General features: G+C 54.6%; 8 protein-coding genes and 1 pseudogene. 3 read left to right on the top strand and 6 right to left on the bottom strand.

What is annotated here, in order from left to right; all coding sequences use genetic code 11:
- The 6 genes and pseudogenes from KAJ71_RS04265 to putP all read right to left on the bottom strand — a co-directional run.
- Nucleotides 1-439 (bottom strand): annotated as a pseudogene (locus tag KAJ71_RS04265) (transposase family protein); the annotation flags it as partial.
- Between the two features lie 243 nt (nt 440-682).
- Nucleotides 683-1,471 carry a phosphate starvation-inducible protein PhoH gene (phoH, locus tag KAJ71_RS04260; protein WP_021180979.1) on the bottom strand — a complete coding sequence of 263 codons (789 nt, stop codon included), beginning with the start codon at nt 1,469-1,471 and terminating at the stop codon, nt 683-685.
- Between the two features lie 965 nt (nt 1,472-2,436).
- Entirely contained in the window at nt 2,437-3,732 is a 1,296-nt protein-coding gene (gene efeB, locus KAJ71_RS04255) for an iron uptake transporter deferrochelatase/peroxidase subunit (protein WP_248944546.1), read from the bottom strand.
- A 10-nt stretch (nt 3,733-3,742) separates the two neighbouring features.
- A complete protein-coding gene (efeO, locus tag KAJ71_RS04250; RefSeq protein WP_248944523.1) occupies nt 3,743-4,876 on the bottom strand; it encodes an iron uptake system protein EfeO in 1,134 nt (377 codons plus the stop codon).
- A gap of 18 nt (nt 4,877-4,894) precedes the next feature.
- Entirely contained in the window at nt 4,895-5,740 is an 846-nt protein-coding gene (efeU, locus tag KAJ71_RS04245) for an iron uptake transporter permease EfeU (RefSeq protein WP_248944522.1), read from the bottom strand.
- 239 nt (nt 5,741-5,979) lie between these two features.
- Nucleotides 5,980-7,458 carry a sodium/proline symporter PutP gene (gene putP, locus KAJ71_RS04240; protein WP_248944521.1) on the bottom strand — a complete coding sequence of 493 codons (1,479 nt, stop codon included), beginning with the start codon at nt 7,456-7,458 and terminating at the stop codon, nt 5,980-5,982.
- Nucleotides 7,459-8,015: 557 nt separating this feature from the next.
- On the opposite strand from putP, the gene putA reads away from it, so the two are divergent.
- The 3 genes from putA to KAJ71_RS04225 all read left to right on the top strand — a co-directional run bounded on the left by putA (nt 8,016) and on the right by KAJ71_RS04225 (nt 12,800).
- Complete coding sequence (gene putA, locus KAJ71_RS04235; protein WP_248944520.1) at nt 8,016-11,987, top strand: trifunctional transcriptional regulator/proline dehydrogenase/L-glutamate gamma-semialdehyde dehydrogenase; 3,972 nt, start codon at nt 8,016-8,018, stop codon at nt 11,985-11,987.
- A 183-nt stretch (nt 11,988-12,170) separates the two neighbouring features.
- Nucleotides 12,171-12,359: a type II toxin-antitoxin system HicA family toxin gene (locus KAJ71_RS04230; protein ID WP_021805694.1), complete on the top strand. Its 189-nt coding sequence runs from the start codon at nt 12,171-12,173 to the stop codon at nt 12,357-12,359.
- 27 nt (nt 12,360-12,386) lie between these two features.
- Nucleotides 12,387-12,800 (top strand): type II toxin-antitoxin system HicB family antitoxin, encoded by a 414-nt coding sequence (locus tag KAJ71_RS04225; protein WP_248944519.1) that lies wholly within the window; start codon nt 12,387-12,389, stop codon nt 12,798-12,800.
- Nucleotides 12,801-12,826 lie beyond the last annotated feature (26 nt).

The following is a 12,826-nucleotide window of genomic DNA, read 5'->3' as shown; positions in this document are numbered from 1 at the left end:
TCACTGAATGCCTTTCGGACAGCGTTATCGCAGACAAGACGGAACTGCTGACGCGGGGCTATATGATGACGGCGCAGACGCCAGGCATACCAGCCGCTGCGTGCAACACGGAGCACCCGGCACATGGCTTTGATGCTGAACTCAGCCTGATGTTTTTCGATAAAGACATACTTCATTTCAGGCGCTTCGCGAAGTATGTCGCGGCCTTTTGGAGAATGGCCAACTCTTCATCCTTTTCAGCGAGTTGGCGTTTCAGGCAGGCAATTTCGGTGGACATTTCCTGCTCGTGTCCAGATGAAGAGTGCTGCTGTTGCAGTTTGCTGCGCCAGGTATAAATCTGCGATTCGTACAAGCTGAGTTCGCGGGCAGCGGCGGCCACGCCGATACGTTCAGCCAGTTTGAGGGTTTCTTGGCGAAATCTGGTTAAGAGTTTACTCACTTAGCGCCGTGTCCACTATTGCTGGGTAAGATCACTTTTTAACGTCAAAAGATCCAAATCCACGTCAACAACCTTGGGAGCAACACGCACGACCTCAAGACAAACGTAGCGCGTCCATGTCCACACTTGAGTCATTTTTAATGACGTACAGAGTCTACTTAACTCATTATTTTTTATGATATTACCTGTAGTTTTGAGCATTAAAAAGGCCACCGAAGTGGCCCTTTTAGAGATATAAATAGGTTAATCGTAAGCATTAAGCGTGCGTTGGCACAAGGCAGAGCGCACACAGTCCTGTTTGTCGAAACGAATGATACCGACCATCTCATCCTCTTCGAAGCGTTCCAGCGCGTCGCTAAGGCCGGATTTCACGCCGCGTGGCAAATCGCACTGGGTAATATCGCCGTTCACGATCACCGTGACGTTCTCGCCCAGACGGGTCAAAAACATCTTCATCTGGCTGGCCGTCACGTTCTGGGCCTCGTCCAGGATGACTACCGCATTTTCGAAGGTACGCCCGCGCATATAGGCGAAAGGCGCGATCTCTACCTTGCCAATTTCCGGGCGCAGGCAGTATTGCAAGAACGACGATCCTAAACGGCGTAGTAGAATGTCATACACCGGCCGGAAATAAGGGGCGAACTTCTCAGAGATATCCCCCGGCAAAAAGCCGAGATCTTCATCCGCCTGCAGAACCGGACGAGTGACGATAATCCGATCCACCTCTTTATGTATCAGGGCTTCAGCTGCCTTGGCAGCACTGATGAAGGTTTTACCGCAACCGGCCTCACCAGTGGCAAATATCAACAGCTTGTTTTCTATGGCTGATAAGTAATGACCTTGAGCTTCGGTTCTAGCCTCGATGGTAGAAGTATCCCGGCTGTCACGTGCCATGCCGATAGATTCCACACCACCCATTTGTACCAGCGAAGTCACGCTTTCTTCTTCACGCTGGCGATGACTACGAGCGTCACGACGAATGACGCGTTTGGCTTCACGACGTGCTTTGATCACTGCTTTCTGTCTTCCCATAGTGGCACCTTACAGTTTGTTTCACCTACCGCAGCGGCAGTACAAAACCGAGCGATGTTGTTTCACACACGTATTAGGTTATGGCCCCCTTTAATACTCGTCGTCTTTCAAGCTGCAGCGTTGTTACCTGCACATAGCTATTCGGCCCATCCCTGGACCTCACCCCTTCGGGGCCGCTGTGTACAGCGTTCAAATCTGTTCCCGACAGATTTGTCACCCCAGTCACTTACAAAAGTAAGCTCCTGGGGATGAGATAGCTTGTCGCCTAGCTGCAGCTTGAAATCCATAGAGTATTTGGTTGTTGATAAATAACGTGAACACCTAGCCGCCAACGGGCGCGGCTCTTTTTTACAGAACAACGAGATTGGTACAAAACAGGAGTGTGTGTCAGCCGGATTAATGCGAAAGGAAAGCCAAGAGTCGGTCAGAAATTGAGAGTCGTAGAGAGGGCCCTCGTTACAACGAGAAATCAGGGAAGGTATGTTATTTGTTGTTTGTAGCCCAACCAAGGACTTTACCATTAGCGATCCCCGCAGTGATATTTTTACCCGTCGTCTTTCAAGCTGCAGCATTGTTAACTGCACTTATTCACCCCAGTCACTTACTAAAGTAAGCTCCTGGGGATGAATAAGCTTGTTGCCTAGCCGCAACTTGAAATCCATAGGCTAAACAGCATTGAGCTGTGCACCGTGTGAAAACTACCGCCAGATGATTACAGTATAATGACATTCAAACGCGCTGCGTTGCTAAAATGTAAAAAAATTAATATTTTTTGTTTGAACCCACTGCGACACCACTATATCAAAGCGTAGATTACTTGGTGTTAGATTATTTTATTGTTAAATATCAATTAATTAATATTAATTCCAATGGATGACATTTAGGTTTCCAGATTAAAAATTGAGCACATGAAAAAGCGCAGCCTTTGCGCTGCGCTTCTCTGTTCTACGGAAAACTTTAGCTGTTCAAGCCTGCAGCAAGCCACTGGCCAAATAATCGCCACTCGTCTTGACGCCCGGTAACACAAAGAAATAACCGCCGCCGATAGGCTTGACGTATTCCTCCAGCGCTTCACCGTTTAACCGTTTCTGCACCGCCAGGAAGCCCTGTTCCAAGTCTGCCTGGTAACAGACAAACAGCAGGCCCATCTCCAGTTGCCCCGAATTGGAAACGCCCAGCGAATAACTGTAGCCACGGCGCAGCATCAGGCTGCTCTGGGTTTGCGGTGTGCGCGGGTTGGCCAACCGAATATGGGCATCCAGAGGGATCAGCTTACCTTCCGGGTCTTTGGCATAATCGGGTTCGTCGTGCTCGTGCTTCATCCCCAACGGCGCGCCGCTGTGTTTTTCACGGCCAAAGATGGTTTGTTGCTCCTGCAACGGCGTCCGATCCCAAAATTCGACGTGGAAACGAATGATACGCGCGGCTTGATAGCTACCGCCAACGGCCCAGGCAGGTTCCCCCGCTTTATCACCGACCCACACAACCTGATCCATTAACGGCTTATCGCTGGTTTTTGGGTTGGCGGTGCCGTCTTTGAAGCCCAGCAGGTTAATCGGCGTCTCTTTGCCCCGGCTGCGGGCCGAATGTGCCGAGATAAAACCTTCCCGCTTCCAACGCACGCTGAGCAAGTCTGGCGAATGCTTGATGATATCGCGCAGCGCGTGGATCACCGTTTCATTGGTATTGGCACAGATTTGCAGCAGCAAGTCACCATGACACAGGGCTGCATCAAGTGAATCGTTGGGGAAGCGAGTCATGGTTTGCAGGTGCAGCGGTTTTTTCGGCTGCAAGCCAAAGCGCTCATCAAACAGCGAGGTGCCAACAGAAACGGTGATGGTCAGGTTATCGGGGTAGATCTCCGGCCCCATGATACCCGAATCCATTGGTGGCAGTTTGGGATCGACCTCCGGAGCCTTACCGCCGCTGGTGAGGAACGCAATACGGTTGGTCAACAGACGAAATAGCCGTTCGAGATCCTGCTTATTGGTCGCCAGCATGTCGAAAGCCACCAGCATCATGGCCGCCTGTTGTGGCGTCAAGATACCGGATTGATGCTGACCGTAGAACGGTTGTTTTTGCCAGCGTTCATCCTGCGAGGTAGCCAGCGGCTCTTCTACAGCCCGTGCCAGGGATGGCCCAGCCAACGCCAGAGCACCGCCCATCATGCCCAAACCTTGCAACAACCGTCTGCGCGATGGCGAAGCGGCCTGTTCATCCTGAGGAAACGGCCCGTTGTGCGGGCCGGTCTTGTGGTTCATCATTTTCGCCTTAATCCAGACCCAGTACGCCACGCAGTTGTGACAAGTCTTCTGCCAGCGTGGTGATCGGCCCTTTCATCGCCTTACGATCTGCGTCGGTCAGCTTCTCGTAAGATTCATAACCCTCTGGAGTCTTGTACTTAGCAAGAATGGTGTCGACGGTTTTAAAGTTGGCGTCGATCTTCGCCAGCAGTGGCTGGTTGGCCTTTTCCAATAACGGACGCAGCAGGTTGACGATCTTCTGAGCACCATCGACGTTAGCCTGGAAATCCCACAGGTCGGTACGGCTGTAGCGATCTTCTTCACCGCTGATCTTGCTGGCCGCCACTTCTTCAATCAGGCCAGCAGCGCCACCCACCACTTTACTTGGCGGGAAGGTCAGTTCACCGATGCGCTTTTGCAACTCCAGCGTGTCTTTGTACAGACCATCGGCGTACTCATTCATGCCCTTGGTGGTGTTGTCGGCAAACAGCGCTTTCTCCAGACGGTGGAAGCCGGTGAATTTTGGATCTTCGGCTTTCTTCTCATAGTCGTCTTCACGGGCGTCGATGCTACCGTCCAGATCGGAGAACAGCTCGGCAATCGGTTCGATACGCTCGTAGTGCTGACGGGTTGGCGCATAAAGCTTGCGGGCCTGGGCCACATCACCGGCTTTGATCGCATCGGTGAACAGCTTGGTTTGCTTGACCAGCCCTTCAACTTCCTTGGTGACATAGACTTTATATTCGGCAATCGGGCCAACCAGATCCATCACATTCGGTTTGCCATCAGCTACCGTACCCGCAGCCGTGACGACAAGCTTGCCTTTAGGGTTGCTCAGCAGCCCACAGGTCATGTCGTATTCGCCCGCTTCCAGGTTTGCCGTCATTTTCTGGGTGAAACCCGGCGCGATATTTTCACGCTCTTCCACCACCATCACACCTTTGAGGATTTCCCACTCCAGGTTCTTCTGGCTGGTGTTATGCACCACAAACTGAGTTTTACCGGCTGGCAGGGTCAACTGCATCGGCTCACACTGTTTGTCGTTAACGGTCACCAAAACCCGCGGGATATCCGCCGCCAGCGCGTTGAGACTCAGTGCGAAAGCAGGAACGGCCAGTAATGCAGCATGCAATGCCTTACGGCGAAATAACGGAGTAGACATACGGTATTCCCTAGTAAATTAGTGAGGTGTCTTGCTTTGCGCCGTGATCGCTGAGGACTCCGTACGCTGCGGCAGGAAAAAGAAAATCAGAGCAGGGATCAGATACAGGAAATAGACCGCTACTTCGCTGACCGATGGCGCTTCCTGATAGCCGAATATTCCCTCTAACAGGGTGCCCAGCAGTGAATGCGTGGATAGCTGGTTGCTGAAGTCGAACGCGATATCCTGAAAGTGGTTCCACAATCCGGCCTCGTGGAAGGCACGGATCGCCCCGGCGGCCAGGCCCGCAGCCACGAACAGAATAAACAGGCTGGTCCATTTGAAGAACTTGGCCAGGTGCAATTTGATACCGCCCCAATAGATCAACATGCCCACCACGATGGCGCACGCCAGGCCGAGCATCGCACCGATTGGCGCGGCAATGCCCACATCCTGCTGAAATGCAGCCAGCAGAAAGAACACCGACTCCAGCCCTTCACGGGCAACGGCAAAAAATACCATCGCCACCAGCGCCCAGCCTTGCCTTTTACCCGAGTTGAGCGCGTTATCGATCGCCCCTTCAAGATGCACCTTCACCGAGCGGGAAACCTTGCGCATCCAAAACACCATATAGGTCAGAATGCACACCGCCACCACCGCCACCAGCCCTTCGAACAGCTCTTGCTGTTTTTGTGGAAACTCGCCAGTGGTTTCATTGATGAAGATGCCTAGTGCCAGACACAGAGCAACGGCGACGATCACCCCAATCCATACCACCCCAAGCCATTGACCGCGTTGAGTCCGCTTCAGATAGCTGGCGATCAAACTGACGATCAGCGCAGCCTCCAGCCCCTCACGGAACATGATAAGGAAAGGAACAAACATAGAATATTAACCCCTGAAAAGGCACTTGTAGTCAGCCGCTGCGCTAGGTCGACCGAGGCCGCGGCTATGTAAAGAAAAGCAAACCAAAACGATAGTGATTATCATTCTACTGAAAAGAAAAACAAGAGGCGGAAGTGTGATTTTTATTAATCAAATGTCGCTAGTTGTTACAGCTTGGTGAAACGAGTGATAGGGAAAGCGGATCTCTCCCTGATTGCCAGGGAGAGATTAAGGCGGGATTAGACGGTTTTGAACTCGGCCTCTGCCAGATCAAAACGCTTGGTGATGGTTGCCGAAGGCTGGCGGCCCATCAGGCTAACCACTACGATGGCGATGCAACCCAACACAAAGCCAGGAATGATTTCGTACAGACCCAGCCAAGCGTACTGCTTCCAGACGATCACGGTAATCGCCCCTACCAACATACCGGCCAGCGCACCGTTACGGGTCATACGCGACCACATCACCGAGATCAGTACCACCGGGCCAAATGCGGCACCAAAACCGGCCCAGGCATAGCTTACCAGACCCAGCACGCGGTTCTCCGGGTTAGCCGCCAGGGCTATTGCTACCAGCGCCACCACTAGCACCATCGCACGCCCGACCCACACCAGCTCACGCTGGCTGGCCTCTTTGCGCAGGAAGGCTTTGTACAGGTCTTCGGTGATCGCACTCGAACATACCAGCAGCTGGCAGCTCAAGGTGCTCATCACCGCCGCCAAAATGGCCGACAACAGGATCCCGGCAATCCATGGGTTAAACAGCAGCATGGCCAGTTCGATAAATACCCGCTCGCCGTTTTCCGCCACGTTACCCGCCTGATCCGGGTTATTGGCAAAGTAGGCGATGCCGAAGAAGCCAACCGCAATGGTCCCCGCCAGGCAGAGGATCATCCAGGTCATACTGATACGGCGAGCGCTACGGATGGTGCGGTGGGAGTCCGCCGCCATAAAGCGCGCCAGAATATGCGGCTGTCCGAAGTAGCCCAGGCCCCAGCCCAGCAGCGACAGGATCGCCACCAGATTCAGCCCTTTCATCATATCCAGATTGGCCGGGTTTTTAGCCGCGATCACCATTATCGAAGTATCAATACCGCCTACGGCGAAGATCACAATCACCGGCGTAAGGATCAGTGCAAAAATCATCAGGCTGGCCTGCACGGTATCAGTCCAACTAACCGCCAGGAACCCGCCGATAAAGGTATACAGGATGGTAGCGGCCGCCCCGGCCCACAGCGCGGTGGCGTAGGTCATGCCGAAGGTACTTTCAAACAGACGCGCACCGGCTACAATGCCGGAAGCACAATAGATGGTGAAGAACACCAGGATCACGATGGCAGAAATTACCCGCAGCAGTTTGCTGTTATCCTCAAAACGGCTGGTAAAGTAGTCCGGCAGCGTCAAGGCGTTGTTGTTGGCTTCGGTATGAACCCGCAACCGCCCTGCTACCAGCTTCCAGTTCAGGTAAGCCCCGATGGTCAGCCCGATGGCGATCCAGCTCTCCGAAATACCGGAGAGGAAAATCGCACCCGGCAAGCCCATCAGCAACCAGCCGCTCATATCTGATGCCCCGGCGGAGAGCGCAGTCACCACGCTACCCAGGCTGCGGCCACCTAAAATGTAATCGTCAAAGTTATTGGTCGCCCGATAGGCCAGCAGGCCGATCACCACCATCCCAAGAATGTAGACCACGAAGGTCACCAGCATAGGTGTGTTCATTATCTTAAACTCTCCATTTATTATTCCCTTCTCCCTTTCAAACCGCCTTATGTTAGCAGCCTATTGAAAGTTATCAGGTATTTTTATGTCAGTAATTTCACCCGCCAAGCGCCGGAACGGGGCGCATTGCGATGAAGGCGGGCAAACAGCGTTTATACCCATCATGGTCTGAACGCTGGCTATCCTAGATGACGCAGTCAACAACCAACAAGACATTTAACAGAAAACTCACACGAAACTCACCCCAGGTCACATTTATTCGCTGCCGAGGTTGCACTCGCGACAATCAAAATGAGTTGCGCCTCTTACTTAACCCTGATTTATACAGGGAAATACCTCAACCTCGCACAACAATCCCGCCGTTCAGTCGGTATTCCGCCGCTCCTTAGATGTTAAAAAATCGATTGGAGTCACACTTCATCACGGAGCGCATTTAACAAGGTTGCACAAAGTTGCAACATGCAGGATATTGTCGGCATCAATAACCTCATTTTCGCTACGGAGCGCTCCTAATCTGGCTGGTTGGGAGGAGTTCCAAACACAGGAGCTGGATTGGCATGGGCACTACCACAATGGGCGTTAAGCTCGATGAAGCAACCCGCGATCGCATCAAGAGTGCGGCGCAACGGATTGACCGCACGCCACACTGGTTAATCAAGCAGGCTATTTTCAATTATCTTGAACGTCTGGAGAGCGGTTCCGATCTGCCAGAAATTCCGACGCTGACCGCAACCAACCAGGCAGAAGCGGATGACATCACGCCGCAGGTGCCAGAAGAGTCCCATCAACCTTTCCTTGAGTTTGCCGAACAGATCCTGCCGCAGTCCGTCACTCGTGCGGCCATCACCGCCGCCTACCGCCGCCCGGAAACTGAAGCGGTGCCAATGCTGCTCGAACAGGCGCGTTTACCTGCCGATCTGGCACAGGCCACCCATAAACTGGCCTATGGCATTGCCGAAAAGCTGCGTAACCAGAAAAGTGCCAACGGCCGTGCCGGTATGGTGCAAGGATTGCTGCAGGAGTTCTCGCTCTCTTCTCAGGAAGGGGTGGCTCTGATGTGCCTGGCCGAAGCGCTGCTGCGTATTCCAGATAAGCCAACGCGCGATGCGTTAATCCGCGACAAAATCAGCAACGGCAACTGGCATTCCCACCTTGGCCGCAGCCCTTCGCTGTTCGTCAACGCCGCAACCTGGGGCCTGCTGTTTACCGGCAAGCTGGTGTCTACCCATAATGAAGCCAATCTCTCCAACGCACTGAACCGTATCATCGGTAAGCGCGGTGAGCCGTTGATCCGTAAAGGGGTCGATATGGCGATGCGCCTGATGGGCGAACAGTTTGTGACCGGTGAAACCATCGCCGAAGCGCTGGCCAATGCGCGCAAGCTGGAAGACAAAGGCTTCCGTTACTCGTACGACATGCTGGGTGAAGCCGCACTGACCGAAGCCGATGCGCAGGCCTATCTGGTTTCCTATCAGCAAGCAATCCACGCTATCGGTAAAGCCTCCAATGGCCGTGGCATCTATGAAGGCCCTGGCATCTCGATCAAACTCTCGGCGCTGCATCCACGTTACAGCCGTGCCCAGTATGATCGCGTGATGGAGGAGCTGTATCCACGCTTGCTGTCGCTGACGTTGCAGGCACGCCAATACGATATCGGCATCAATATCGATGCCGAAGAAGCCGATCGCCTGGAGATCTCCCTCGATCTGTTGGAAAAGCTGTGCTTTGAGCCGCAGCTGGCCGGTTGGAACGGCATCGGCTTTGTTATTCAGGCTTACCAGAAGCGCTGCCCGTTTGCTATTGATGCGGTGATCGACATGGCCAACCGCAGCCGCCGTCGCCTGATGATCCGCCTGGTAAAAGGCGCTTACTGGGACAGCGAAATCAAGCGCGCCCAGATGGATGGCCTGGAAGGCTACCCGGTGTATACCCGCAAAGTGTATACCGACGTTTCCTATCTGGCCTGCGCCCGCAAGCTGCTGGCAGTACCTAACCTGATTTATCCGCAGTTTGCCACCCACAACGCCCACACGCTGAGCGCTATCTATCACCTGGCGGGTAATAACTATTATCCCGGCCAGTACGAATTCCAGTGCCTGCACGGCATGGGTGAACCACTGTACGAACAGGTGGTAGGCAAAGTGGCCGACGGCAAGCTGAACCGCCCTTGCCGTATTTATGCGCCGGTCGGTACGCACGAAACGCTGTTGGCCTATCTGGTACGCCGTCTGCTGGAAAACGGGGCCAATACCTCATTCGTTAACCGTATCGCCGATGCCACGCTGCCGCTCGACGAGCTGGTAGCCGACCCTGTCAGCGCAGTCGAGGCCATGGCGGCTAGCGAAGGCCGTATCGGTTTACCGCATCCGCGCATTCCATTGCCGCGTGAGCTATATGGTGAAAAACGCGTTAACTCCAGTGGTCTGGATCTTGCTAACGAACAACGGTTGGCTTCGTTGTCCAGCGCCCTGCTCACCAGCGCAAGCCAGCAATGGCGTGCTGAGCCAATTATCGATGCTCCGTTGGATCAAGGCGTTGAACAACCGGTGATCAACCCAGCCGAACCGGGTGATATCGTCGGCTATGTTCGTGAGGCCACCGAAGGTGAAGTCAGCCGGGCATTAGACGCCGCTGCCGCAGCCGGGCCGATCTGGTTTGCCACCCCACCTTCTGAACGTGCTGCCATTTTAGAACGCGCGGCAGAGCTGATGGAAAGCCAGCTGCAAAGCCTGCTGGGGATCCTGGTGCGCGAGGCAGGTAAAACCTTCAATAACGCCATCTCAGAAGTCCGCGAAGCGGTTGATTTTCTGCATTACTACGCTGGCCAAGTACGTGACGACTTCGCCAACGACAGCCATCGTCCGTTAGGCCCGGTAGTCTGTATCAGCCCGTGGAACTTCCCGCTGGCCATCTTCACCGGCCAGGTTGCCGCCGCCCTTGCCGCCGGTAACAGCGTGCTGGCAAAGCCTGCGGAACAGACGCCTTTGGTCGCCGCCCAGGCGGTACGCATCCTGCTGGAGGCTGGCATTCCTCAGGGCGTCCTGCAACTGTTGCCTGGCCAGGGTGAAACCGTAGGCTCCCTTTTGGTCAATGATGCCCGGGTACGCGGCGTGATGTTCACCGGCTCTACCGACGTTGCGGGCATTCTGCAACGCAATATCGCAGGCCGTCTGGATCCTCAAGGCCGCCCAACCCCGTTGATTGCCGAAACTGGCGGTTTGAATGCGATGATCGTCGACTCTTCCGCCCTGACCGAACAGGTGGTGACCGACGTCGTAGCCTCCGCCTTCGACAGTGCCGGACAGCGTTGCTCTGCTCTGCGCATCCTGTGTGTGCAGGAAGACGTGGCAGAACACACCCTGAAAATGCTGCGCGGGGCGATGGCCGAATGCCGGATGGGTAATCCGGAACGTCTGTCTACCGACATTGGCCCGGTGATCGACGCCGAAGCCAAAACCGGCATTGAACGCCATATCCAGGCCATGCGTGCCAAAGGCCGCAAGGTTTATCAGGCGGCAAAAAGCCTGGGAGATGATGAGAAGGAGTGGGCTCGCGGCACCTTTGTGAAGCCAACGCTGATCGAGCTGGAAAGCTTTGACGAGTTGCAAAAAGAGATCTTTGGCCCGGTGCTGCACGTGGTTCGCTTCCAGCGTGCCAACCTGGGCGCATTGGTCGATCAGATCAATGCCTCAGGCTATGGCCTGACGCTGGGTATCCATACCCGTATCGATGAAACCATCGCCAGAGTGACCGATCACGCCAAGGTCGGTAACCTGTATGTTAACCGCAACATGGTGGGTGCGGTGGTAGGCGTGCAGCCGTTTGGCGGCGAAGGATTGTCAGGCACTGGGCCGAAAGCCGGTGGCCCGCTCTATCTGTATCGCCTGCTGGCCAGCCGCCCGCTGGATGCCGTGCAGCGCACGCTGAATCGCCAGGATAACGAGCGTCCTCTGGAGGCAACCGTGCGCCCTACGCTGCTCGCACCGCATCAGGCCTTGGAACAATGGGCCGTGGCGGAGAACCATCGCGAGTTGGCAGTCCTGGCGCAACAATACGCTGAACTGGGCCAGGGTGGTACCGTTCGCCCGCTGCCAGGCCCAACTGGGGAACGCAACACTTACGCCCTGCTGCCACGTGAACGTGTGCTGTGCCTGGCGGATAACAACGCCGATGCGCTGAACCAGTTGGCCGCCGTGTTGGCGGTTGGCAGCCAGGCGCTGTGGCCGGAAGCGGAATTGCAGCGCACGCTGTATCGCAGCCTGCCAGCCGCCGTTCAGGCACGGATCGGTTTCACCAAGGATTGGGCGCAGGATAAAGTCGAGTTTGATGCGGCCATCTATCACGGCGACGCCGATCAGCTGCGCCCCCTGTGTGAGCAAATCGCGCAACGCAGCGGTGCCATTGTCTCGGTACAAGGTTTCGCCCGCGGTGAAACCAACATCCTGCTGGAACGCCTGTTGATCGAACGTTCGTTAAGCGTCAACACCGCCGCCGCAGGGGGTAACGCCAGCCTGATGACGATCGGTTAACAATCGCCGTATTTTTTCTCGCCATAAGGGCGCAGTACCTGTGATGCTGCGCCTTTATTGCGAGCCTCTTCGCAGACCCTGCATTGATGCGGGGTTTTTTATTGCCTGCATAAAAATCAGCCGATACCGTATTCATCTCCTTGCCAATAAATGTGTATGGTGTGTATTATAAGAAATGAACAGGTGAAAAGTTCAGAACTGATTAAACGACTCGAAAGCCATGGTTGGGTTTTACAACGGATCAAAGGCAGCCACCATCAATTCAAACACCCCAACTCATCGTTGGTGATCACCGTGCCCCATCCCAATAAGGATGTGAAATTGGGAACGCTACGGCAAATCATGAAGGATGCAGGGTTGCTTAATTCCTAAGCCATTTCGCAATGACGAGGTAACACTATGTTTTATCCCGCTTATATACATGCCGATCCGGATGGCAGCGCCAGCGGTTTCTTTCCCGATGTGCCAGGCTGCTACTTTGCCGGAGACAGTCTCGATCAAACCTTCCAGGATGCCAAAAGCGCTCTGGATGCCCACTTTGAATTATTGAGCGAAGAGAATCAGGCCATTCCACGTCCACAAGCGGTGTCCTTCCATCTGGCTCAGGGCAACGACGCCCTCAACGGCGGGCAGTGGTTGCTGGTGGATATTAATATGGACAAGTTCGATGGCCGGGCAGAACGCATCAATATCACATTGCCCCACAGGCTACTCAACCGTATTGATTCGCTGGTGCAGCAGCATCCTGGCTATGGCAGCCGCAGCGCATTTCTCGCCGCCGCAGCGCGTAATGAGTTATTGAAAGCGGGTTAACGAGGTTAAGGGGGCATCGCCCCCTG

The organism is Serratia silvae (assembly GCF_023282985.1).
In the GTDB taxonomy this organism is placed as follows: Bacteria; Pseudomonadota; Gammaproteobacteria; order Enterobacterales; family Enterobacteriaceae; genus Chania; species Chania silvae.
Note: the sequence above shows the minus strand (reverse complement) of the source record. Positions and strands in the feature narration are given on the sequence as shown.

Excerpts from the sequence above, each read along its gene's own strand:
- phoH (WP_021180979.1), bottom strand. The coding sequence starts at position 1,471 with ATGGGAAGACAGAAAGCAGTGATCAAAGCACGTCGTGAAGCCAAACGC.
- efeB (WP_248944546.1), bottom strand. The coding sequence starts at position 3,732 with ATGAACCACAAGACCGGCCCGCACAACGGGCCGTTTCCTCAGGATGAA.
- efeO (WP_248944523.1), bottom strand. The coding sequence starts at position 4,876 with ATGTCTACTCCGTTATTTCGCCGTAAGGCATTGCATGCTGCATTACTG.
- efeU (WP_248944522.1), bottom strand. The coding sequence starts at position 5,740 with ATGTTTGTTCCTTTCCTTATCATGTTCCGTGAGGGGCTGGAGGCTGCG.
- putP (WP_248944521.1), bottom strand. The coding sequence starts at position 7,458 with ATGAACACACCTATGCTGGTGACCTTCGTGGTCTACATTCTTGGGATG.
- putA (WP_248944520.1), top strand. The coding sequence starts at position 8,016 with ATGGGCACTACCACAATGGGCGTTAAGCTCGATGAAGCAACCCGCGAT.
- KAJ71_RS04225 (WP_248944519.1), top strand. The coding sequence starts at position 12,387 with ATGTTTTATCCCGCTTATATACATGCCGATCCGGATGGCAGCGCCAGC.